Origin of the sequence: Ramlibacter sp. 2FC (genome assembly GCF_005503345.1) — a bacterium.
Lineage (GTDB): Bacteria > Pseudomonadota > Gammaproteobacteria > Burkholderiales > Burkholderiaceae_C > SCMQ01.
Map to the genome: position 1 here is coordinate 64,822 of NZ_SCMM01000016.1, position 21,792 is coordinate 86,613.

Annotated in this window: 19 protein-coding genes and 1 riboswitch; of the genes, 13 read left to right on the top strand and 6 right to left on the bottom strand. The window is 70.5% G+C overall.

Features of this window, described 5'->3' with window-relative positions; genetic code table 11:
* The first annotated feature begins 57 nt into the window (after window positions 1–57).
* Together FFS10_RS09260 and FFS10_RS09265 are read left to right on the top strand one after the other, a co-directional pair.
* The gene (locus FFS10_RS09260) at window positions 58–1,452 is read left to right on the top strand and encodes an NfeD family protein (RefSeq protein ID WP_137893819.1); all 1,395 of its coding nucleotides are present in this window, start codon (window positions 58–60) and stop codon (window positions 1,450–1,452) included.
* Window positions 1,449–2,249, top strand: coding sequence for a slipin family protein (locus tag FFS10_RS09265; RefSeq protein ID WP_137893821.1), 801 nt, complete (start codon window positions 1,449–1,451; stop codon window positions 2,247–2,249). The genes FFS10_RS09260 and FFS10_RS09265 overlap by 4 nt, the downstream gene beginning before the upstream one ends.
* Here the strand turns inward: FFS10_RS09265 and FFS10_RS09270 are convergent.
* The 4 genes from FFS10_RS09270 to FFS10_RS09285 form a co-directional block, all read right to left on the bottom strand.
* Complete coding sequence (locus FFS10_RS09270; protein WP_171016117.1) at window positions 2,246–2,671, bottom strand: glycine zipper 2TM domain-containing protein; 426 nt, start codon at window positions 2,669–2,671, stop codon at window positions 2,246–2,248. The two genes, FFS10_RS09265 and FFS10_RS09270, sit on opposite strands and share 4 nt — an antisense overlap.
* Window positions 2,672–2,726: 55 nt before the next feature.
* On the bottom strand, window positions 2,727–3,527 hold the full coding sequence (locus FFS10_RS09275; RefSeq protein WP_137893825.1) for an outer membrane lipoprotein: 801 nt from the start codon (window positions 3,525–3,527) through the stop codon (window positions 2,727–2,729).
* Between the two features lie 157 nt (window positions 3,528–3,684).
* Entirely contained in the window at window positions 3,685–6,384 is a 2,700-nt protein-coding gene (metH, locus tag FFS10_RS09280) for a methionine synthase (RefSeq protein WP_137893867.1), read from the bottom strand.
* A 47-nt stretch (window positions 6,385–6,431) separates the two neighbouring features.
* Window positions 6,432–6,512, bottom strand: a riboswitch (S-adenosyl-L-homocysteine riboswitch).
* A 45-nt stretch (window positions 6,513–6,557) separates the two neighbouring features.
* Window positions 6,558–6,989, bottom strand: coding sequence for a PACE efflux transporter (locus FFS10_RS09285; RefSeq protein WP_137893869.1), 432 nt, complete (start codon window positions 6,987–6,989; stop codon window positions 6,558–6,560).
* 133 nt (window positions 6,990–7,122) lie between these two features.
* Between FFS10_RS09285 and FFS10_RS09290 the strand changes: the two genes are divergently transcribed.
* Window positions 7,123–8,067 (top strand): LysR family transcriptional regulator, encoded by a 945-nt coding sequence (locus FFS10_RS09290; RefSeq protein ID WP_137893827.1) that lies wholly within the window; start codon window positions 7,123–7,125, stop codon window positions 8,065–8,067.
* On the opposite strand, the gene FFS10_RS09295 is transcribed toward FFS10_RS09290, so the two are convergent.
* Window positions 8,049–9,095: a homocysteine S-methyltransferase family protein gene (locus tag FFS10_RS09295; RefSeq protein WP_137893829.1), complete on the bottom strand. Its 1,047-nt coding sequence runs from the start codon at window positions 9,093–9,095 to the stop codon at window positions 8,049–8,051. The genes FFS10_RS09290 and FFS10_RS09295 overlap by 19 nt on opposite strands.
* Window positions 9,096–9,230: 135 nt before the next feature.
* Between FFS10_RS09295 and FFS10_RS09300 the strand changes: the two genes are divergently transcribed.
* Both FFS10_RS09300 and FFS10_RS09305 read left to right on the top strand, forming a co-directional pair.
* Window positions 9,231–11,171: a RecQ family ATP-dependent DNA helicase gene (locus FFS10_RS09300; RefSeq protein WP_137893831.1), complete on the top strand. Its 1,941-nt coding sequence runs from the start codon at window positions 9,231–9,233 to the stop codon at window positions 11,169–11,171.
* A gap of 71 nt (window positions 11,172–11,242) precedes the next feature.
* The gene (locus FFS10_RS09305; protein WP_137893833.1) at window positions 11,243–11,653 is read left to right on the top strand and encodes a VOC family protein; all 411 of its coding nucleotides are present in this window, start codon (window positions 11,243–11,245) and stop codon (window positions 11,651–11,653) included.
* Window positions 11,654–11,669: 16 nt separating this feature from the next.
* Here the strand turns inward: FFS10_RS09305 and FFS10_RS09310 are convergent, their stop codons facing one another.
* Entirely contained in the window at window positions 11,670–14,000 is a 2,331-nt protein-coding gene (locus tag FFS10_RS09310; RefSeq protein ID WP_137893835.1) for an ATP-binding protein, read from the bottom strand.
* A gap of 121 nt (window positions 14,001–14,121) precedes the next feature.
* Here FFS10_RS09310 and FFS10_RS09315 point away from each other — a divergent pair, with 121 nt between their 5' ends.
* The 8 genes from FFS10_RS09315 (at window position 14,122) to FFS10_RS09345 (ending at window position 21,656) form a co-directional block, all read left to right on the top strand.
* Complete coding sequence (locus FFS10_RS09315; RefSeq protein ID WP_137893837.1) at window positions 14,122–15,324, top strand: threonine ammonia-lyase; 1,203 nt, start codon at window positions 14,122–14,124, stop codon at window positions 15,322–15,324.
* Window positions 15,321–15,527, top strand: coding sequence for a hypothetical protein (locus tag FFS10_RS09320; RefSeq protein ID WP_137893839.1), 207 nt, complete (start codon window positions 15,321–15,323; stop codon window positions 15,525–15,527). Before FFS10_RS09315 ends, FFS10_RS09320 begins: the two co-directional genes overlap by 4 nt.
* Window positions 15,528–15,558: 31 nt before the next feature.
* Window positions 15,559–15,699 carry a hypothetical protein gene (locus FFS10_RS22970; RefSeq protein WP_171016116.1) on the top strand — a complete coding sequence of 47 codons (141 nt, stop codon included), beginning with the start codon at window positions 15,559–15,561 and terminating at the stop codon, window positions 15,697–15,699.
* Window positions 15,700–15,950: 251 nt separating this feature from the next.
* Window positions 15,951–16,763, top strand: a complete 813-nt coding sequence (gene amrB / locus FFS10_RS09325; protein WP_137893841.1) for an AmmeMemoRadiSam system protein B — start codon at window positions 15,951–15,953, stop codon at window positions 16,761–16,763.
* Window positions 16,750–17,349 (top strand): AmmeMemoRadiSam system protein A, encoded by a 600-nt coding sequence (gene amrA, locus FFS10_RS09330; protein WP_137893843.1) that lies wholly within the window; start codon window positions 16,750–16,752, stop codon window positions 17,347–17,349. Before amrB ends, amrA begins: the two co-directional genes overlap by 14 nt.
* The gene (gene amrS / locus FFS10_RS09335; RefSeq protein WP_137893845.1) at window positions 17,349–18,431 is read left to right on the top strand and encodes an AmmeMemoRadiSam system radical SAM enzyme; all 1,083 of its coding nucleotides are present in this window, start codon (window positions 17,349–17,351) and stop codon (window positions 18,429–18,431) included. The genes amrA and amrS overlap by 1 nt, the downstream gene beginning before the upstream one ends.
* A 286-nt stretch (window positions 18,432–18,717) precedes the next feature.
* On the top strand, window positions 18,718–20,613 hold the full coding sequence (locus tag FFS10_RS09340) for a phosphoenolpyruvate carboxykinase (GTP) (RefSeq protein WP_137893847.1): 1,896 nt from the start codon (window positions 18,718–18,720) through the stop codon (window positions 20,611–20,613).
* Between the two features lie 137 nt (window positions 20,614–20,750).
* On the top strand, window positions 20,751–21,656 hold the full coding sequence (locus FFS10_RS09345; protein WP_137893849.1) for a DMT family transporter: 906 nt from the start codon (window positions 20,751–20,753) through the stop codon (window positions 21,654–21,656).
* The last annotated feature ends 136 nt before the right edge of the window (window positions 21,657–21,792 follow it).

Here is a 21,792-nt window from a genome sequence, read left to right on the forward strand (position 1 = left end):
CATCTGCGCTGTGCGACCCGGATTCCGGCACCGCCGGCCGGGCGCACGGAGGCCTGCATGAGCCCCATGCGCAAGTTCTGGATCGTTGCGGCAGCGTTGCTGCTGCTGGCCCTGCCGACCTCGCTGGCAGGCACGGCGAGCGTGCCGGTGCTGCAGGTGCAGGACGCGATCGGGCCGGCCAGTGCCGACTACCTGTTGCGCGGCCTGCGCCGGGCGGCGCAGGAGGGGGCGCCACTGGTGATCGTGGAGCTGGACACCCCGGGCGGGCTCGACAGCTCGATGCGGCAGATGGTGCAGGCCATCCTCGCCTCGCCGGTGCCGGTGGCCGTCCACGTGCGGCCCGCGGGCGCGCGCGCCGCGAGCGCCGGCACCTACATCCTCTACGCGGCCCATGTGGCGGCCATGGCGCCGGCCACCACGCTGGGCGCCGCGACGCCGGTGGCCATCGGCCTGCCCGGCACCGAGCGCAAGCCGCCCGGCGCACCGGGGGGCGGCCAGGGCGATGCCAAGCAAGGCAAGGACAAGGCTCCCGCGCCGCCCGCCGACGCCATGACTGCCAAGCAGGTGCACGACGCCGCCGCCTTCATCCGCGGCCTGGCCCAGCTGCGCGGGCGCAACGCCGAATGGGCCGAGCGCGCGGTGCGCGAGGCCGTGAGCCTGACGGCCGAGGAAGCACTGCGCGAGCGCGTGATCGACCTGCTGGCGCGCGACCCCGCCGAGCTGCTGGCCCGGCTCGACGGCCGCAGCCTGCGCACGGCCGGCGGCGAGCTGAAGCTGGCCACGCGCGGCTTGACGCTCGAGACAAGGCCGCCCGACTGGCGGCACCGGCTGCTGTCGGTGGTCAGCCAGCCCAGCATCGCGCTGCTCTTGATGATGCTGGGCATCTACGCACTGCTGTTCGAGTTCTCCTCGCCCGGCCTGGGCCTGGCCGGTGTGTTCGGCGCGATCAGCCTGCTGCTGGGCCTGTTCGCGCTGCAGCTGCTGCCGGTCAATTACGCCGGCCTGGCCCTGATCCTGCTGGGCATGGGACTGTTCGTGGCCGAGCTGCTGGCGCCGAGCTTCGGCGTGCTGGGCGTGGGCGGCATCGCGGCCTTCGTCGCCGGCGGCCTGCTGCTGTTCGACACCGAATTGCCGGGCTTCGGCGTGCCGCTGCCGCTGATCGTGGGCCTGGCCCTGCTGTCGGCGGCCGTGGTGCTGCTGGGTGGGGGCCTGGCGCTGAAAGCGCACCGGCGCCCCGTGGTCAGCGGCCATGCGGCGCTGATCGGTGCCCCGGGCCGGGTGCTGCATGTCGCGGACGGCGACAGCTGGGCCGAGGTCCAGGGCGAGCGCTGGCGCGTGAGCTGCCGCGAGCCGCTGCAGCCCGGCCAGGCGGTCCGCGTGGTCGGCGTGCGGGGACTGACGCTGGACGTGCAGGCCGAACCCGAAGCGACACGACAAGGAGCCTCATCATGATCATCGACCTCGGCCTGGGCAACGTGCTGCTGCCGCTGCTGCTGTTCCTGGCGGCGCTGCTGGCCAGCGCGATCCGCATCCTGCGCGAGTACGAACGCGGCGTGGTGTTCCAGCTCGGGCGCTTCTGGAAGGTCAAGGGCCCGGGGCTGGTGCTGCTGATTCCCGGGATTCAAAAGATGGTGCGGGTGGACCTGCGCATCGTGACCATGGACGTGGAGCCGCAGGACGTGATCTCGCGCGACAACGTCTCGGTGAAGGTCAATGCCGTGCTGTTCTTCCGCGTGGTCGACCCGCAGAGGGCCATCATCCAGGTCGAGAACTTCCTGATGGCGACCAGCCAGCTGGCGCAGACCACGCTGCGCGTGGTGCTGGGCAAGCACGAGCTCGACGAGATGCTGGCCGAGCGCGAGCGCCTGAACCTGGACCTGCAGCGCATCCTGGACGCGCAGACCGATGCCTGGGGCATCAAGGTCACCAATGTGGAGATCAAGCACATCGACCTCAACGAGTCCATGGTGCGCGCCATCGCGCGCCAGGCCGAGGCCGAACGCGAGCGGCGCGCCAAGGTGATCCACGCCGAGGGCGAGAAACAGGCCGCGGCCTCCCTGCTGGAAGCCGCGCGCATGCTGGCCCAGCAGCCCGAAGCCATGCAGCTGCGCTACCTGCAGACCATGACCCAGGTGGCGGGCGACCGCGCCTCGACCATCGTCTTCCCGCTGCCCATGGACCTGCTGGGCCCGCTGCTGGGCAAGGCCAAGCCGGCGCCGCCGACCGACGCGCCGCAGACCCGGGCTTAACGCCGCATCAGCGCCCCGCCCTGCTGCACCTGGACCACGTTGCCCGCGGCCCAGCCCGGCTGGGCTTCCTGCTCGAAGTTGCGGATGCTGCCATCCTTCATGCGCACGGTGGTCACCCAGACCGTCTTGCTGGTGACCCGCTTCTGGACCTCGTTGCCGATCACGCCGCCGGCCACGGCGCCGCCGGCCGTGGCCAGGGTCTTGCCGGTGCCGCCGCCGACCTGGTTGCCCAGCAGGCCGCCGACCACGGCACCGCCGACGATGCCGGCCGCGCCGCCCTCACCCTTGCGTTTTTCCTGCTTGACGGCCTGCACCGTGCCGCACTGATCACAGAGCGCCTTGCCGCCGGACTTGGCGGGCGGCTGGGCCAGCGCCCCCAGGGCGAAGGCGCTCATGAGGCTGGCGAGGAGGATTTTTTTCATCATGGTTCTCTGAAGCTAGGGGAGTTCGATCGTAATCGGCAGGCGGGATGCAGACTCAGCCGCCACCGCTGGTGTAGACCGGCCCCGGCGCCTGCTGCGGCGCGGGTGCGGGACGCTGGAGTTCGGGCACCACGGCACCGTCGGCGGTGCGCAGGGTCTCGCCCTCCAGCGTGACGCGGCTGCCCACGTTGACCGGCGCGGCGCGCTCCACGGTGCGCAGCTGGCCATTTTCCATGCGCACGCCGATCTGGTAGACGGTCTGGGGACGCATGCGCTTCTCAACCGTATTGCCCAGCAGGCCGCCGCCGACGGCGCCCAGCACGGTGGCCGCCGTGCGGCCGCCGCCCTTGCCGACCTGGTTGCCGACCACGGCGCCGAGCACGCCGCCCGCCACCGCGCCCATGCCCGAGGTCGGTGCCTCGCGCTGCACCTGGGTCACCGACTCGACGGTGCCGCAGCTGTAGCAGATGGCGCGTGCCGGCTCAGGCGCGGGGGCGGGCATCGCCGCCGCGGGCGCCTTGGCCATGGGCGCCGGCGCGGGATGCGGCACAGGGCGCGGGGTGGCTGCAGGCCTTTTCTCGACCGCTTTGGCGGCCGGCTTGGCCGGCGGCTCGGCCGGACCGTCCTGCAGCAGTTCCTCCCTGCCTGCAGCCTGCCCGGCGGGGGCCGGAGCCAGCGGGGCCCCCGCCACGGTGGGCGCGGCCAGCGGTGTCGGCGCGGGGCGCTGGACCCAGACCAGGACGGCGGCCAGCGCCACGACGGCCGTGCCCAGGGCGCCGATCACGCCCCACAGAAGCGCTGGGTTGCGTGCGGGCGTGGCGCCCTGCCGCGCGGCTTGTTCATAGGTTGTCGTCATGCTTTCCCTCTCTTGTGTCAAACACGGCGCATGGCAAGCAACCCGGAAGCGGGTCGCGCAGCGCCGTTCCAGCCATAACGGCCGAGCAGGGGGAAAGTTACACAGCCTCGAGCAAAGCTGAGTGTCTGATTTGTAACGCGGGGTAAGACGCTACAGATCAGCCCAGGTTGGGCGCGAGCAGGCGCCGCAGCTCGGCCTCGGGCAGGCCACGCCGAGCGGCCTGGTCCTGCAACTGGTCCTCGGCTATGCGGCCCACGTTGAAGTAGGTGCTCTGCGGGTGGCTGAGGTAGAAGCCGCTCACGCTGGCGGCCGGCGTCATGGCCAGGCTCTCGGTCACGCCCATGCCGATCTCGCGGCATTGCAGTAGCTCGAACATGGGGCGCTTGACGCTGTGGTCCGGGCAGGCGGGGTAGCCGGGCGCCGGGCGTATGCCCTGGTATTTCTCGGCGATCAGCTCCTCGTTGCCCAGCGCCTCCTGCGGCACGTAGCCCCAGAGGTCGGTGCGCACGCGCTGGTGCAGGCATTCGGCGAAGGCCTCGGCCAGGCGGTCGGCCAGGGCCTTGAGCATGATGGCCGAATAGTCGTCGTGCGCGGCCAGGAACTGCTGCTCCTTCTTGTCCACGCCCAGGCCCGCCGTGACGGCGAACAGGCCCACGTAGTCGGGCGCGACGCCCTTGGGCGCGACGAAGTCGGCCAGGCAGCGGCTGGGCCGCATCTGGCCGTCGATCACCTGCTTTTCGGTCTGCTGGCGCAGCCCGTACCAGGTCAGCGCAACCTGGCTGCGCGATTCGTCCGTGTAGAGCTCGATGTCGTCGTCGCGCACGCTGTTGGCCGGGTACAGGCCCAGCACCGCATTGGCGGTGAGCCAGCGGCCCTCGATCAGGCGCTGCAGCATCTGCTGGGCATCGGCGAAGACCTTGCGCGCCTGCTCGCCGACCACCTCGTCCTGCAGGATGGCGGGATAGGGACCGGCCAGGTCCCAGGTCTGGAAGAACGGGCCCCAGTCGACGTACTTGGCGAGCTCGGCCAGGTCGAAGTTCCTGAACACGCGCCGGCCGATGAATTTCGGCTTGGGCGGCTCGTAGCCCGACCAGTCGATTGGGGTCTTGTTGGCGCGCACCTTCGCCAGCGGCCACAGCGGCACCTGCTTCTTGTTGGCGTGCTGCTGGCGCACCTTGTCGTAGTCGGCATTGAGATCGGCGACGTACTGCGGCGCCTGGTCCGACAGCAGGCCCTGGGCCACGCTGACGCTGCGCGAGGCGTCGGGCACGTAGACCACCGGGCCCTCGTAGTGCGGCGCGATCTTCACGGCCGTGTGCACGCGGCTGGTGGTGGCGCCGCCGATCAGCAGCGGGATCTTCTTGATGCGGAAGTAGTCGTCCTTCTGCATCTCGCCGGCCACGTACTGCATCTCCTCGAGGCTGGGCGTGATCAGGCCCGACAGGCCCACGATGTCGGCGCCCTCGACCTTGGCCTTGGCCAGGATCTCGTGGCAGGGCACCATCACGCCCATGTTGACGACCTCGAAGTTGTTGCACTGCAGGACCACCGTGACGATGTTCTTGCCGATGTCGTGCACGTCGCCCTTGACCGTGGCGATGACGATCTTGCCCTTGGACCTGACGTCCAGGCCGGCCGCCTCCTGCTGCTTCTTCTCTTCCTCGATGTAGGGCACCAGGTGGGCCACGGCCTGCTTCATCACGCGCGCCGACTTCACCACCTGGGGCAGGAACATCTTGCCCTGGCCGAACAGGTCGCCGACGATGTTCATGCCGTCCATCAGCGGGCCTTCGATCACGTGCAGCGGCCGCCCGCCGCGGGCCAGGATGGCCTGGTAGGCCTCTTCCGTGTCCTCGACGATGAAGTCGTTGATGCCGTGCACCAGCGCGTGCGAGAGGCGCTGCGCCACCGTGCCGGCGCGCCATTCGAGCTTCTTGCTGTCGTCCTTGGCCGCGCCCTTGGCCGACTCGGCGATCTCGACCAGGCGCTCGCCGGCGTCGGGGCGGCGGTTCAGCACCACGTCCTCGACGCGCTCGCGCAGCTGGGGCTCGACCTCGTCGTAGACGCCGACCATGCCGGCGTTGACGATGCCCATGTCCATGCCGGCCTGGATCGCGTGGTAGAGGAACACCGTGTGGATGGCCTCGCGCACCGGGTCGTTGCCGCGGAAGCTGAACGACACGTTGGACACGCCGCCCGAGACCTTGGCGCCCGGCAGGTGCTGCTTGATCCAGCGCGTGGCCTCGATGAAGTCCACCGCGTAGTTGTTGTGCTCCTCGATGCCGGTGGCGATGGCGAAGATGTTGGGGTCGAAGATGATGTCCTCGGGCGGGAAGTCCACCTCGTCGACCAGGATGCGGTAGGCGCGCTCGCAGATCTCGGTCTTGCGCGCATAGGTGTCGGCCTGGCCCTGCTCGTCGAAGGCCATCACCACGGTGGCCGCGCCGTAGCGCTTGATCAGCCGGGCCTGGCGCTTGAACTCCTCCACGCCTTCCTTCATCGAGATCGAGTTGACGATGCCCTTGCCCTGGATGCAGCGCAGGCCGGCCTCGATCACGCTCCACTTGGAGCTGTCGACCATGATGGGCACGCGCGCGATGTCGGGCTCGGAGGCGATGAGCTGCAGGAAGCGCACCATGGCGGCCTGGCTGTCCAGCATGGCCTCGTCCATGTTGATGTCGATCACCTGGGCGCCGTTCTCCACCTGCTGGCGCGCCACCGCCAGCGCCTGCTCGAACTCGCCGTTCAGGATCATGCGCGCGAAGGCCTTGGAGCCGGTGACGTTGGTGCGCTCGCCGATGTTGACGAACAGCGAGCCTTCGCCGATGGCGACCGGCTCCAGGCCGGACAGCTTCATGGGGGGGACGGAAATATCGGACATGGTCTCACCTGGGCAAGGCACGGTTCAGGCGAGCGTCGTTGCGGAGATCGGTTCCCCAAGCCTGACGGACCTGACACCTGTCCGCTGCAACGCTCCTTGGGGGGAGGGCAGATTTTACGGCAATGGCCTCGGCGTCGCGGCCGAGGCGCTCAGGTCACCACAGGACAGGCCGAGGCCGGCAGCCCGAACAGCCGGTCGAAGCCCCAGTTGAAGACGAAGGTGTAGCCCAGGAAGAACAGGATCAGGCCCAGGTCCATCACCAAGGCCTGCCACAGGCTGACGCCGAACCACCAGGCGAACAGCGGCACCAGGGACAGCACCAGGCCGCCCTCGAAACCCGCCGCGTGGGCGATGCGGCGCCCCAGGCTGCGCCCGCGCCGGGCCTGGCGCGCCTCCCAGCGCTCGAAGCAGGCGTTGAACAGGAAGTTCCAGAACACCGCGATGGCCGAGGAGGCCAGGCCCATGACCCCGGCATGGGCCAGGTCCTGGCCCGACATCTGCGACAGGCCCCAGCTGGTGCAGGCGACGGCCAGGCCCTCGAAGACGCTAACGTAGAGCAGGCGGCGGCGCAGCCCCTGCAGGCTGAACCAGAGGGGCCCGGAGGGGGCGGCGGCGGAAATCGAAGACGGCGCGGACGACATGGGAGGCACTTTATCGGCGTGTCGCTGACATATAAAGTCAATAAATATCAGTTTTTCTGAAAGATCGGACGCCATGGCTTTTTCCAGCGACAGCGTGCAGGTGTTCCTGGCCGTGCTCGACCAGGGCTCGTTCTCGGCCGCGGCGCGCGCCCTGGGCCGCGTGCCCTCGGCCGTCAGCATGACCATGGCCCACCTGGAGGCCGAGCTCGGCCTGGCGCTGTTCGACCGCCAGGGCCGCGAGCCCCGTCCCACGCCCGCGGCGCGCGCGCTCGAGCCCCAGGCACGCCAGCTCGCGGCCCAGCTGCAGCAACTCAACGTGCAGGCCCAGGCCCTGCACCAGGGGCTGGAGCAATGCCTGACGCTGGCCATCGCGCCCGAGCTGCTGGCCGGGCGCTGGAGCGGCCCGCTGGCCGCCCTGGCCGCCGAGTACCCGCTGCTGCAGGTCGAGGTGCTGGCCGCGCCCCAGACCGACGCCCTGGCCCTGCTGCACGCCGGCCGTGCCCAGCTGGCCCTGGTGTTCGAGCGGCCCAGCATAGACGGCAGCGAGGGCTTTCAGGAGGTCGGCAGCGAGACCCTGGTAGCGGTGATGGCGCCGCAGCACCCGGTGCTGCAGGCCGCGCGCGCGGCGGCCCAGGCACGCGGCGAGCCGGCCGGGGCCGCCCGGCTGCGCGAGGAGCACCTGACCGGCACACGCCAGATCGTGGTCGCCAGCCGCGACCCGGCGCAGCGCGACCCGCGCTTCGTCTACGCGCGCCACCACTGGCGCACCGACAACCACATTGCCGCGCTGGCGCTGATCGAGGCCGGCCTGGGCTGGGGCCGGCTGCCGCACGCCCTGGTGCGCGCACGCATGGAGGCCGGCGCCCTGGTGGCGCTGTCGTTCGAGAACCTGAGCAACGCGCTCACGCTGTGGGTGGACGTAGTCTGGTCGCGCGCGCGCCCGCTGGGCCTGGGCGCGCAGCGCTTCGTGGCGCTGATGGCCGAGGCCGCCGCGGCCGCTCAGGCGGCTTCGCGGTAGAACGGGCCGGCCTGCAAGGCGCGCGTGGCCAGCGGCGCCACGGCGCGGTGGATCGCGCCGATGTGGTCGGGCGTGGTGCCGCAGCAGCCGCCAACGATGTTGACCAGGCCCTCGGCCGCGAACTCCTGCAGCAGGCGGCTGGTGACCTCGGGCGTCTCGTCGAAGCCGGTCTCGCTCATGGGGTTGGGCAGGCCGGCGTTGGGGTAGCAGCTGATGAAGGTGTCGGGCGCCGCCTTGTGCAGCTCCTGGATGTAGGGCCGCATCAGGGCCGCGCCCAGGGCGCAGTTCAGGCCCACCGCCAAAGGCCGGGCGTGGCGCACGCTGTGCCAGAAGGCGGTGACGGTCTGGCCGCTCAGGATGCGGCCCGAGGCGTCGGTCACGGTGCCGCTGATCAGGATGGGCAGGCGCTCGCCCGAGGCCTCGAAATACTCGTCGATGGCGAACAGCGCGGCCTTGGCGTTCAACGTGTCGAAGATGGTCTCGACCAGCAGCAGGTCGGAGCCGCCCTCGACCAGGGCCTCGGTCTGCTCGTAGTAGGCCGCACGCAGCTCCTCGAAGCTCACGTTGCGCGCGCCGGGGTCGTTCACGTCGGGGCTGATGCTGGCGGTCTTGGGCGTGGGGCCGAGCGCGCCGGCGACGAAGCGCGGCTTGTCGGGCGTGGAGAACTTGTCGCAGGCCGCGCGCGCCAGCCGGGCCGAGTCCAGGTTCATCTCGCGCGCCAGCTCGGCCATGTCGTAGTCGGCCTGGGCGATGCGGGTCGCGCCGAAGGTGTTGGTCTCGATCAGGTCGGCGCCGGCGGCCAGATAGCCCTCGTGGATGTCGCGGATCACGTCGGGCCGGGTCAGCGAGAGCAGCTCGTTGTTGCCCTTGACGTCCTTGTGGAAGTCCTTGAAGCGCTCGCCGCGGTACTGCGCCTCGCTCAGCTTGAAGCGCTGGATCATGGTGCCCATGGCGCCGTCGAGGATGGCGATGCGGTGCTTCAGGATCTCGGGCAGCGCCTGGGCGCGGGTGTAGGTCAGCGGCTTCATAGGGCCCCGATTGTAGGAAGAGGCGGCCGACCCGGCGCCCGGCGGGGCAATTTCGGGGGGAGAATTTCGCGAGACAATGGCGGGCTGGCCGACTCTTCCTGTTCTCCCCCTTTCCCCCTTGCCCCCTTTTCTGCCTTGACCCACCTGTCCATCCTGCGCGAGGTTTTCGGCTACGACGCCTTCCGCGGCCCGCAGCAGGCCATCATCGACCATGTCAGCGCCGGCGGCGACGCCCTGGTGCTGATGCCCACCGGCGGCGGCAAGAGCCTGTGCTACCAGGTCCCGGCGATCGCGCGCCAGCGCGCGGGGCACGGGGTCAGCGTCGTGGTCTCGCCGCTGATCGCGCTGATGCACGACCAGGTCGGCGCGCTGCACGAGGCCGGGGTGGAAGCGGCCTTCCTCAACTCCACGCTCAGCGGCGAAGAGGCGGCCCAGGTCGAGCAGCGCCTGCGCCGCGGCGAGATCACCCTGCTCTACGCCGCGCCCGAGCGCGTGACCACGCCGCGCTTCCTGGCCCAGCTCGACAGCCTGCACGAGCGCGGCCAGCTGGCCCTGTTCGCGATCGACGAGGCGCATTGCGTGAGCCAGTGGGGCCACGATTTCCGCCCCGAGTACCGCCAGCTCACGGTGCTGCACGAGCGCTACGCCGGCGTGCCGCGCATCGCCCTCACCGCCACGGCCGACGCGCTGACGCGCGCCGACATCGTCGAGCGCCTGCAACTCGAGGACGCGCAGCAGTTCGTCAGCAGCTTCGACCGGCCCAACATCCGTTACACCATCGTCGAGAAGAAGGACGCGACCACCCAGCTGCTGCGCTTCATCGAGGGCGAGCATGCCGGCGAAGCCGGCGTGGTCTACTGCCAGTCGCGCCGCAAGGTCGAGGACATCGCGCAGACCCTGGCCGACGCCGGCCTCAACGCCCTGCCCTACCACGCGGGCCTTCATGCAGCCGTGCGCCAGCGCCACCAGGACCGCTTCCTGCGCGAGGACGGCATCGTGATGGTGGCGACCATCGCCTTCGGCATGGGCATAGACAAGCCCGACGTGCGCTTCGTCGCCCATGTGGACATGCCCAAGAACATAGAGGGCTACTACCAGGAGACCGGCCGCGCCGGGCGCGACGGCCTGCCGGCCGACGCCTGGATGGCCTACGGCCTGCAGGACGTGGTGAACCAGCGCCGCATGATCGACGAGAGCCCGGCCGGCGAGGATTTCAAGCAGGTCATGGTCGGCAAGCTCGACGCCCTGCTGGCCCTGGCCGAGGCCACCGACTGCCGGCGCGTGCGCCTGCTCGGTTACTTCGGGGAAGTGTACGGAAGCCAGCCGTCCGCCGCCGGGCCGCCCCAAGGCGGACACGGCCCCCTCGGGGGGCAGCGAGGACACGAAGTGCCGAGCGTGGGGGCCACATGTGGGAATTGCGACAACTGCCTGAACCCGCCCGAGGTCTGGGACGGCACCGAGGCCGCGCGCAAGCTGCTGTCCACCGTCTACCGCGTGCAGCAGCAAAGCGGCATCAGCTTCGGCGCCGGCCACATCATCGACATCCTGCGCGGCAAGCAGACCGACAAGGTCGCGCAGTTCGGCCACGCGAGCCTGAGCACCTTCGGCCTGGGGGCCGCGCTCGGCGAGGCCCAGCTGCGCGGCGTGCTGCGCCAGCTGATCGCGACCGGCGCCCTGGCCGTCAACCCGCAGGCCTTCAACACCCTGCAGCTGACCGAGGCCTCGCGCGCCGTGCTGCGCGGCGAGGTGCCGGTGATGCTGCGCGAGTCAGTCTCGGCGCCGGCCGGGCGCCGCACGCGGCGCGACCGGTCGGCCCCCAAGGCGCCGGCCGCCGTGGCGGCCGCCCTGGGCGCCGAGGCACAGGCGCGCTTCGAGGCCCTGCGCGCCTGGCGCGCCGAGGTCGCGCGCGAGCACAACCTGCCGGCCTACGTGATCTTCCACGACGCCACCCTGGCCGCGATCGCGGCGCTGGCCCCGCAAACGCTGGACGACCTGCAAGGGGTCAGCGGCATAGGCGCGTCCAAGCTCGAGAAATACGGCGCCCAGGTGCTGCAGGTGTGCGGCGGCGAGGTCTGAGCGCGCCCCGCGGCTTGCGGGGGAGACCGGCCCCGCCTAGTATCGAGGAAGCGACAAGCAGGGCCGTCCGCATGATCCACATCCGCGAGATCGACCATCTGGTGCTTCGGGTCGTGGACCTCGAGGCCATGATCCGCTTCTACGTGGCGGTGCTGGGTTGCCAGGTCGAGCGGCGCGTCCAGGACCTGGGCTTGGTGCAGCTGCGCGCGGGCCGCAGCCTGATCGACCTGGTGACCGTGGATGGCCCGCTGGGCCGTGCCGGCGGCGCCCCGCCCGGCGACCAGGGGCGCAATCTCGACCATTTCTGCCTGCGCGTGGACCCCTTCGACGAAGCCGGGATCCGGCGCCAGCTCGAGGCCGCCGGCGTGGCGGCCGGTGACACCGCGACGCGCTACGGCGCCGAGGGCCTGGGCCCCTCGATCTACATGAGCGACCCGGAAGGCAATACGGTCGAGCTCAAGGGGCCCGCCACCCCGGCCTGAAGCGCCGCGCGCGTCTTCACTGCACGAAGCCCATGGCGCGCGCCTCGCGCACCTCGGGCTTGAGCCGGTGCTCGGCCTCGAGCTGCTCGAGGAACTCCTCGGGCCCGAAGGCGGCGGCCAGGATGTCGGTCTGGCGCTTCACGGCGGCGAAGTCGCCGGGGCACAGCTGCTCGAGCCGGGCCAGGCGCGCGCGCAGGGCCTCGCTCAGGCCTGCGGCCTCGCCGCCCAGCACCTCGGTCACGAACATCTGCTCGCGCTGCGCGCGCGTGAGCGGCAGGAAGCGGATCTTGAAGGTGAAGCGCCTGAGCGCGGCCTGGTCGATGCGGTCCATCAGGTTGGTAGTGCAGATGAAGATGCCGGCGAAGCGCTCCATGCCCTGCAGCATCTCGTTGACCTCGCTGACCTCGTAGTTGCGCTGCGCGCCGCGCCGGTCCTGCAGGAAGCTGTCGGCCTCGTCGAGCAGCAGCACGGCCTTCTCGGCCTCGGCCTCGCGGAACATGGCAGCCATGTGCTGCTCGGTCTCGCCGACGAACTTGCTCATCAGGTCGCTGGCCTGCTTGACCAAAAGCGGCCTGTCCAGGCGCTCGGCGATGTGCTCGGCCAGCGCGGTCTTGCCGGTGCCGGGCGCGCCGTAGAAGCACAGCGTGCCGTGGCCGCGCGCCTGCAGCGCCTGCACGATGCGCGGAACCTCGAAGCGCGTCTCGACGTTGAGCATGGCCAGGTCGTAATGGGTCACGCTGCGCCGCGCCCCGCCCTCGGCCCCGCGCCGCCCCAGCGCCTGGTCGGCGTTGCGCAGCTGGCGCTCGATCAAGGTCTCGACCGCAGCCTGGCCCAGCGCCGCCGGGCCGCCCTCGCAGGCCAGGCCGGCGAAGCGCACCGCGGTGCGGATCTGCGCCGGCGTCAGCCCCTTGCGCGCGGTCAGGCGCGCGACGAAGGCGTCCGAGACGTCCACGCCCTCCAGCGTCTTGCGCACCAGGCCCTCGCGCGCGCCGGGCGGCGGGCTCTTGAGCTCCAGGTGGTAGGCGAAGCGCCGGCGGAACGCCGGGTCGATCTGCTCGATGCGGTTGGTGACCCAGATCGTGGGCACGGCGTTGGATTCCAGGATCTGGTTGACCCAGGCCTTGCCGCTGACGCTGGCGCTGGCCGGCGCCGCCACCTGCTCGGCGCGCGCCATCAGCTGCGCCGCCTCGCTGGAGATCGGCGGGAACACGTCCTCGACCTCGTCGAACAGCAGGGCCGCGTGCGCGCTGCCCTTGAGGAAGACCTGGGCGATCTGCAGCGAACGGTAGCGGTCGCGCCCGCTCAGCGAATGCCCGTCGCGGTCGGCGTACTCGACCTCGAACAGGTCCAGGCCGGCGGCCTGGGCCACCACCTTGGCCAGCTCGGTCTTGCCGGTGCCGGGCGGGCCGTAGAGCAACACGTTGACCCCGGGCTCCTGGCGCGCGACGGCATTGCGCAGCAGGGCGCTGAGCACCTGGGCGTCCTCGGCGACGAAGGCGAAGTCGGCCAGGCCCAGCGCGCTCTTGGCGCAGGGCCGGGTGAACACGGCCATCAGCTCGCTCTGGTCGCGGTATTCGCGCATCAGCACCGCGGGCAGCTTCTCGCTGACCTTCATCAGGTCGGCCAGGTCGGTGATGTTGTGCTCGGAGATCAGGTTCTCCACCAGGCCGATGCGCTCCAGGCGCGAGCCGGCGCGCAGCGCCTCGCCGACCTCGGCCGCGTTCACGCCGGCCACCTCGGCGATCGCCGCGTAGGCCTCGGGCGCGTTGTTGACCTTGAATTCCACCAGCAGGCTGCGCAGGTCGCGCTGGTAGCGCGCCAGCGTGCCGTACAGCAGCAGCGCGCGCTCGGCGCGGTTGAGCTGCAGCAGGCCCGAGAGCGCGTCGATGTTCTTCTCCACCAGGGTGGACTGCTTCTTCAGCGCCTGGGTCAGCCAGGCGCCGGTGGCACTGAGCACCGTGAGCAGGTCCTTGGGCGCGTCCTTGGCGTATTCGTCGAGGTAGAAGAACAGCGTGCCTTCCTCGTAGGGGCCGCGCCAGGTGCCGTGGCGCTCGAGGAAGGCGCGCGTGGACAAGGCCTCGTGGCCGCGCCAGAACTCGTTGTCCTTGCAGCGCCGCGCGAGAAAGGCGCGCAGCCGCGCCAGCACCGGCGCCGGCCACACCAGGTGGCGACCGGCCAGCGCCAGCAGGCCGTTGAGGTCGCGCCGCACGTTGAACTTGGGCCCCTGCTTGGCGGCCAGGGTCAGCACGAAATGCGAGCACATCAGATCCAGCACCGGCGCGGCCAGCAGTCCCGGCGACACCAGAACGGGTCCCCCTGCCTGATCCTGAACCGAACGCTTGACCATGGATGAGCCTCCAGCGGCGCTTGCACGCAAGCGGAACATAGCGCAGTCTTGCCGTTCGTGGAAGATGGCGATGCGGAAAAGTCCGGGTCCGTCCACGGGCTTTCCGGCGGACAATCGGCCCATGATCCAGCTCGACGACATACGCCAGGCCGCGCAGCGCCTGCACGGCCAGGTGCTCAACACACCCTGCGTGGAATCGCGCACCCTGTCGCAAATCGTCGGGGCCCAGGTGTTTCTCAAATTCGAGAACCTGCAGTTCACCGCCTCGTTCAAGGAGCGCGGCGCTTGTAACAAATTGAGTCAGCTCAGCGAGGTCGAGCGCGCGCGCGGCGTGGTCGCGATGAGCGCCGGCAACCATGCCCAGGGCGTGGCCTACCACGCGCAGCGCCTGGGCCTGCGTGCGGTGATCGTGATGCCGCGCTTCACGCCCGGTGTCAAGGTCGAACGCACGCGCGGCTTCGGCGCCGAGGTCGTGCTGCACGGCAACACGCTGGAGGAGGCGCGCGCCCATGCCAACGCGCTGGCCCAGGAGCAGGGACTCACTTTCATTCATCCCTACGACGACGAGGCCATCATCGCCGGCCAGGGCACGATAGGCCTGGAGATGTTCGACGCGGTTCCGGCGCTGGACCAGCTGGTGATTTCGGTCGGCGGCGGCGGGCTGATCGCCGGCATCGCCACGGTGGCCAAGGCGCTCAACCCGCGCATCGCGGTGATCGGCGTGCAGACGGTGCGCTTTCCAGCCATGGTCAACGCCATCCAGGGCACGCAGCACCCCCAGGGCACCAGCACCATCGCCGAGGGTATCGCCGTCGGTTCGCCCGGGCTGCTGACCCAGGCCATCGTGCGCCAGCGCGTCGACGACCTGCTGCTGGTCGACGAGGGCGACATCGAGCAGGCCGTGCTGATGCTGCTGGAGATCGAGAAGACCCTGGTCGAAGGCGCGGGCGCGGCGGGCCTGGCGGCCATGCTCAAGTACCCCGAGCGCTTTCGCGGCAAGCGGGTCGGCCTGGTGCTCAGCGGCGGCAACATCGACCCCATGCTGCTGGCCGCCATCATCGAGCGCGGCATGGTGCGCGCCGGGCGGCTGGCGCGCATCACGGTGCGCGCCCGCGACGTGCCCGGCGTGCTGGCGACCATCACGCGCGTGGTGGCCGATGCCGGCGCCAACATAGACGAGGTGCACCACCAGCGCGCCTTCACCACGCTGGCGGCGCAGAACGTGGAAATCCAGCTGGTGCTGCAGACCCGCGGCCGCGAGCACCTGGCCGAGGTGCTGGCGGCGCTGCGCGCCGCCGAGCTCAGCGCCGAGGAGCAGAAATGAAGTCCACCCCCTCCGCCCCGGTCGACGCCGCCCAGCTGCAGACGGCCCTGGCCGAGTATTTCGCGCCCTGGGTGCAGGCGCTGAACCTGCGCGCCGAGGCGGCCGTGCCCGGCGCCGTGACGCTGCGCCTGCCGCACAGCCCCCAGCTCTCGCGCGTGGGCGACATGCTGTGCGGCCAGGCCGGGCGTTCCGGCAAAAGGTAAAATCGCCGCGATTCAAGCCTTGAGGAACACCATGTCTGCACCCGCACACCACGACGCCCCCGCTGAAAAAGACCCGGTCGAAGCCGTGATCCACCACATTCCCGTGGTGCTGCCCCTGGCCGGCGCGGTGCTGATGTTCCTGCTGGCCTTCATCGCCGTGTTCATGGCCTGAGCCCGGCCCTCCCACAAGCTTTTCTTTCCCCGCCCCATCCGTCGCCGCTGCGGATGGCGGCCAGCATGGCGCGCCCGATAGACAGCGCCGGCCTGAATTCGGGGCCCTCGCCCCGTCCGCCCCCCCACAACGCCACGCCACGAGTTCGCCCGCCGCCGCGCCCGGATGGCGGCACGGAACTTGGAGCCCGGCCCGCGGGTCTTACCTGCGGTTGGGACGCGGCCCCTCGCTGCGTCCATGGGGGAGACAGCATGCAGCACACGCGCCCGCCGGCGGTCGCCGGCAGCTTCTATCCGCGCCAGAGCGAAGCCCTGGCGCGCGAGGTGGGCCAGCTGCTCGCCGCGGCGGCGGTGGATGCCGCCGGGCCGGCCGTGCCCAAGGCCCTGGTCGTGCCGCACGCGGGTTATGTCTATTCGGGACCGACGGCGGCGGCGGCCTATGCGCGCCTGGCGCCCTGGCGCGATCGCCTGCACCGCGTGGTCCTGCTCGGTCCGGTGCACCGCATGCCGGTGCGCGGCTTGGCCCTGCCGGGCGCCGCGGCCTTCGCCACCCCGCTGGGCGAGGTCGCGGTCGACCAGGAGGCGGTCGCGGCGCTGGCCGAATTGCCCCAGGTGGTGGTCAGCCCGGCCGCCCATGCGCTCGAGCACTCGCTGGAGGTGCAGCTGCCCTTCCTGCAATCTGTGCTGGCGGATTTCCGGCTGCTGCCGCTGGCCGTGGGCGACGCCACGCCCGATGAGGTGGCCGAGGTGTTGCTGCGGGTCTGGGGCGGGCCCGAGACCCTGATCGTGATCAGCTCAGACCTCTCGCACTACCTGCCCTACCGCCAGGCCCAGGCCTGCGACCGCGACACGGTGAGCCGCATCCTGCAGTTGGACGGCCCGCTCACCCACCAGCAGGCCTGCGGCGGCACGCCGCTCAGCGGCCTGCTGCTGGCCGCCCGCCAGCACGGGCTGCAGCCACAGCTGCTGGACCTGCGCAATTCGGGTGACACTGCCGGCGATCGCGCGCGCGTGGTCGGCTATGCGGCCATTGCCTTCACCGGAGACAGCGATGCAAGCCACTGAGCAAGGCGCCCTGCTGCTGGCCATCGCGCGCCGGGCGCTGGAACGCGAGCTGGGCGAGGCCAGGCACCTGGCCGAGGACCCGCCGGCCGGAGCGCCCTGGCTGGACGCGCCCGGCGCGAGCTTCGTCACGCTGATGCAGCGCAACCGGCTGCGCGGCTGCATAGGCACGCTGGACGCGCACCGGCCGCTGTGCGTGGACGTGGCCGCCAACGCCGTGGCCGCCGCGCTGCGCGACACGCGCTTTCCCCCGCTGGCGGCGCGCGAGCTGGCGCAGACCGACATCGAGGTCTCGCTGCTGTCCGCGCCCGAGCCCGTGGCCTTCGACAGCGAGGCCGGGGCCCTGGCCCAGCTCGAGCCCGGCGTGCACGGCGTGGTGTTCGAGTTCGGCGCGCAGCGCAGCACCTTCCTGCCTCAGGTCTGGCAGCAGCTGCCCGACGCCGCCGACTTCATGGCCCAGCTCAAGCGCAAGGCCGGGCTGGCGCCCGATTTCTGGGCCCGCGGCGTGCGCCTGTCCTGCTACCGGGTGCGCAAGTGGAAGGAAACCGAGCTGGCCGCGCGCGGCGGCGCCAGCCGCGAGGTGGCGTGATGCAGAACGACACGAACTACCCGGGCCGCTGGTGGCACGCGCTCGACGACGGGCGCATCCAGTGCGACCTCTGCCCGCGCGACTGCAAGCTGCACGAGGGCCAGCGCGGCGCCTGCTTCGTGCGCATGCGCCAGGACGACCGCATCTGGCTCACCACCTACGGCCGCTCCTCGGGCTTTTGCATCGACCCGATCGAGAAGAAGCCGCTGGCCCATTTCTACCCGGGCAGCAGCGTGCTGTCCTTCGGCACGGCCGGCTGCAACCTGGCCTGCAAGTTCTGCCAGAACTGGGACATCAGCAAGTCGCGCGACATGGACCGCCTGATGGACCAGGCGTCGCCCGAAGCCATCGCCGAGGCCGCCTCCCACAATGGCTGCCGCAGCGTGGCCTTCACCTACAACGACCCGGTGATCTTCGCCGAGTACGCGATGGACGTGGCCGACGCCTGCCATGCGCGCGGCGTGCAGACCGTGGCCGTGACGGCCGGCTACATGCATGCCGAGCCGCGCCGCGAGTTCTACGCCCGCATGGACGCGGCCAACGTGGACCTCAAGGCCTTCAGCGACGACTTCTACTTCAAGCTGACCGGCTCGCACCTGGCGCCGGTGCTCGACACCCTGGTGTACCTGCGCCACGAGACCCAGGTCTGGTTCGAGATCACCACCTTGCTGATCCCGGGCCACAACGACTCGGATGCCGAGATCGCCGCCATGAGCCGCTGGCTGATGAAGGAGCTGGGCCCCGACGTGCCGCTGCATTTCTCGGCCTTCCATCCCGACCACCGCATGCTCGACGTGCCGGCCACGCCGCCCGCCACGCTTCGCCGCGCGCGCCAGATCGCGCGCGGCGAAGGCCTGCACCATGCCTACACCGGCAACGTGCACGACGTCGAGGGCGACACCACGCTGTGCGCGCATTGCCAGGCGCCGCTGATCGTGCGCGACTGGTACCAGCTCAAGGACTACCGGCTCACGCCCGAGGGCCGCTGCCCGGACTGCGGCGAGGCCCTGGCGGGACGCTTCGCCGCCAGCGCCGGCGACTTCGGCCGCCGGCGCATCCCTATCGCCATCGGTGCGGCCTGAGGGCCCGACCACCCAGACTGCACCCGGCCGACAGGCCGTCTGCCCGGTTGTTCGCAAGCCATGGCCACGCATAACCTCATGCAAGTTTTGCATGGAAAATGGCTGTTTTGGAACCCAGGTACAGGGCAGGCTTCATAAAATCGACACTTTCGCCGATCCGCGGTCCTCGAGACATCGTTCACGCGCCCAGTCGCCGGGCGCGCCTCCACGAACCGGCTGTTCCCCAATCGTTTTCCGAAAGGTGCAGGCCTTTCGAAAGACGATTTTTCAACTTAGGAGCCTTCCGATGAACTCACCCGTGATGCAGGGCCTGAACCTGAACGCGCCCGCGTACGTCAAGAACGCGAAGCTGATCGCCTGGGTGGCCGACATGGCCGCCCTGTGCAAGCCCGACAGCATCTACTGGTGCGACGGCAGCCAGCAGGAATACGAGCGCCTGTGCCAGCAGCTGGTCGACGCCGGCACCTTCAAGAAGCTCAACCCGGCCAAGCGCCCGGGCAGCTTCCTGGCCTGGTCCGACCCCTCCGACGTGGCGCGCGTCGAAGACCGCACCTTCATCTGCTCCGAGAACAAGGAAGACGCCGGCCCGACCAACAACTGGATGGCGCCGGACCAGATGCGCGCCACGCTGCAGCCGCTGTTCGACGGCTGCATGAAGGGCCGCACCATGTACGTGGTGCCCTTCTCCATGGGCCCGCTGGGCTCGCACATCGCCCACATCGGCATCGAGCTGACCGACAGCGCCTACGTGGCGGTGAACCAGAAGCTCATGACCCGCATGGGCAAGGCCGTCTACGACGTGCTGGGCGTGAACGGCGACTTCGTGCCCTGCATGCACACCGTCGGCGCCCCGCTGGCCGAGGGCGAGAAGGACGCCACGTCCTGGCCCTGCAACCCGAGCACCAAGTACATCGTGCATTACCCCGAGACGCGCGAGATCTGGTCCTACGGCTCGGGCTACGGCGGTAACGCCCTGCTGGGCAAGAAATGCCTGGCGCTGCGCATCGCCTCGACCATGGGCCGCGCGGCTGCTGGCGGCCCCTCCGGTAGCCCGGGCTGGCTGGCCGAGCACATGCTGATCCTGGGCGTGACCTCGCCGGCCGGCAAGAAATACCATGTGGCCGCCGCCTTCCCCAGCGCCTGCGGCAAGACCAACTTCTCCATGCTGGTGCCGCCGGCTGGCTTCGAGGGCTGGAAGGTCACGACCATCGGCGACGACATCGCCTGGATCAAGCCGAACGCCGACGGCAAGCTCTACGCGATCAACCCCGAGGCCGGCTACTTCGGCGTGGCCCCCGGCACCAACACGCTCACCAACCCCAACTGCATGGCCAGCCTGGACCGGGACGTGATCTTCACCAACGTCGCGCTGACCGACGACGGCGACATCTGGTGGGAAGGCATGGAGAAGGACAGCGGCGTCACCCCGGCCCACCTGATCGACTGGCAGGGCAAGGACTGGACGCCCGAGATCGCCAAGCAGACCGGCGCCAAGGCCGCCCACCCGAACGCCCGCTTCACCGTGGCCGCGACCAACAACCCGGCGCTGGACGCCCAGTGGGACGACGCCAGCGGCGTGGCCATCGACGCCTTCATCTTCGGCGGCCGCCGCTCGACCACCGTGCCCCTGGTGACCGAGGCCCGCAGCTGGACCGAGGGCGTCTACATGGCCGCCACCATGGGCTCGGAAACCACCGCCGCCGCCTTCGGCGCCCAGGGCGTGGTGCGCCGCGACCCCTTCGCCATGCTGCCCTTCTGCGGCTACAACATGAGCGACTATTTCCAGCACTGGCTGGACATGGCGCACAAGCTCGAGAAAACCGGCCACAGCCTGCCCAAGATCTTCTGCGTCAACTGGTTCCGCAAGGGCGAGGACGGCAAGTTCGTCTGGCCCGGCTACGGCGAGAACATGCGCGTGCTCAAGTGGATGATCGACCGCATCGAGGGCCAGGCCCAGGGCCAGGACACCATGTTCGGCCTCGCCCCGCAGTACGCCGAGATCAACTGGACCGGCCTGGCCTTCAGCGACCAGCAGTTCCAGACCGTCACCCGCATCGACAAGGCCGCCTGGGAGCAGGAATTCAAGCTGCACGACGAGCATTTCCAGCAGCTGGCCTACCACCTGCCCCAGGAACTGGTGCAGACCAAGGCCGCACTGGAGAAGCGCCTGGCCGAGCTCTGAGCCTCGCCCCCCATTGAAACGGGCGGCCTACCCGGCCGTCCGACCGAACCGCCCCGGCCACGAACCGGGGCGGTTTTTTTGTGCCCTTGGGTACGCGTGCTAGGCTAAGCCCTTCGCCGCCTGCCTCCCCCTGCCCCATGCCCAACCCCGAAACGCGCCAGCGCCAGGCGCTGGCTCTGCTGTGGATCACGCCCGCGCTGTGGTCGGTCAACTACATCATCGCGCGCAAGGCGCCCGCGGTGGTGACCCCGCACCTGCTGGCGCTGGGCCGCTGGGGCCTGGCCGGGCTGCTGCTGGCCTGGCTGGTGCGGCAGGAGCTGTGGACGCAGCGCCGCGCCGTCGTCGCGGCCTGGCCGCAGCACCTGGCCCTGGGCACGCTGGGCATGCTGATCTGCGGTGCCTGGGTCTATCTGGGCGCGCGCACCACCGGGGCCATGAACATCGCGCTGATCTACGCCGCCTCGCCGGTGCTGATCGCGCTGGGCGCCTGGTTCTGGTTGGGCGAGCGCCTGTGGCCGCGCCAGATGCTGGGCGTGGCCCTGGCGCTGGCCGGCGTGATGCATGTCATCGTGCAGGGCCGGTGGCTGGCCCTGGCCCAGGTCTCCTGGGTGCCGGGCGACGTCTGGATCGTGCTGGCCATGCTGTCCTGGGCCGGCTACGCCCTGCTGCTCAAGAAATGGACCAGCCCGCTGAGCGCCCAGGCCCGGCTGGCCAGCACCTGCGCCGGCGGCGTGGCCGTGCTGCTGCCGTTTGCGCTGTGGGAGCTCGGCCTACCGGATACGCCGGCCTGGGGCGGGCAGGCCACGGCGCTGGTGGTGGTGGCCGCCCTGGTGCCCGGCATAGGCGCGTACCTGGCCTATGGCCATGCGCAAAAGGTGCTGGGCGCCAGCCGCGTGGCCGCCAGCCTTTACCTCGGCCCGCTGTACGCGGCGCTGGCCGCCTGGGGCGTGCTCGGCGAGCCCATGGGCCTGCACCATGCGGTCGGCGCGGCCCTGATCCTGCCCGGCATCTTCCTGGCGTCCTCGCGCCCTCTGCAGCGTTGAGGCAGGCCATTGCGCCGGCCAGAATCGGCATAGGGGGCCTCCATGATCGGAGGCACCCCTGCCACACCACCCGGCATGCGGGTCCGCACCGGGCGGTTCGAGAGCTTGAGGTCATGACAGCCTTGGCACTCCCAGA

Excerpts from the sequence above, each read along its gene's own strand:
- FFS10_RS09305 (WP_137893833.1), top strand. The coding sequence starts at position 11,243 with ATGATCCACATCCGCGAGATCGACCATCTGGTGCTTCGGGTCGTGGAC.
- FFS10_RS09340 (WP_137893847.1), top strand. The coding sequence starts at position 18,718 with ATGAACTCACCCGTGATGCAGGGCCTGAACCTGAACGCGCCCGCGTAC.
- FFS10_RS09265 (WP_137893821.1), top strand. The coding sequence starts at position 1,449 with ATGATCATCGACCTCGGCCTGGGCAACGTGCTGCTGCCGCTGCTGCTG.
- FFS10_RS22970 (WP_171016116.1), top strand. The coding sequence starts at position 15,559 with ATGTCTGCACCCGCACACCACGACGCCCCCGCTGAAAAAGACCCGGTC.
- FFS10_RS09275 (WP_137893825.1), bottom strand. The coding sequence starts at position 3,527 with ATGACGACAACCTATGAACAAGCCGCGCGGCAGGGCGCCACGCCCGCA.
- FFS10_RS09260 (WP_137893819.1), top strand. The coding sequence starts at position 58 with ATGAGCCCCATGCGCAAGTTCTGGATCGTTGCGGCAGCGTTGCTGCTG.
- FFS10_RS09345 (WP_137893849.1), top strand. The coding sequence starts at position 20,751 with ATGCCCAACCCCGAAACGCGCCAGCGCCAGGCGCTGGCTCTGCTGTGG.
- amrA (WP_137893843.1), top strand. The coding sequence starts at position 16,750 with ATGCAAGCCACTGAGCAAGGCGCCCTGCTGCTGGCCATCGCGCGCCGG.
- amrB (WP_137893841.1), top strand. The coding sequence starts at position 15,951 with ATGCAGCACACGCGCCCGCCGGCGGTCGCCGGCAGCTTCTATCCGCGC.
- metH (WP_137893867.1), bottom strand. The coding sequence starts at position 6,384 with ATGAAGCTGTCCGGCCTGGAGCCGGTCGCCATCGGCGAAGGCTCGCTG.
- FFS10_RS09290 (WP_137893827.1), top strand. The coding sequence starts at position 7,123 with ATGGCTTTTTCCAGCGACAGCGTGCAGGTGTTCCTGGCCGTGCTCGAC.
- amrS (WP_137893845.1), top strand. The coding sequence starts at position 17,349 with ATGCAGAACGACACGAACTACCCGGGCCGCTGGTGGCACGCGCTCGAC.
- FFS10_RS09315 (WP_137893837.1), top strand. The coding sequence starts at position 14,122 with ATGATCCAGCTCGACGACATACGCCAGGCCGCGCAGCGCCTGCACGGC.
- FFS10_RS09295 (WP_137893829.1), bottom strand. The coding sequence starts at position 9,095 with ATGAAGCCGCTGACCTACACCCGCGCCCAGGCGCTGCCCGAGATCCTG.
- FFS10_RS09320 (WP_137893839.1), top strand. The coding sequence starts at position 15,321 with ATGAAGTCCACCCCCTCCGCCCCGGTCGACGCCGCCCAGCTGCAGACG.
- FFS10_RS09270 (WP_171016117.1), bottom strand. The coding sequence starts at position 2,671 with ATGAAAAAAATCCTCCTCGCCAGCCTCATGAGCGCCTTCGCCCTGGGG.
- FFS10_RS09310 (WP_137893835.1), bottom strand. The coding sequence starts at position 14,000 with ATGGTCAAGCGTTCGGTTCAGGATCAGGCAGGGGGACCCGTTCTGGTG.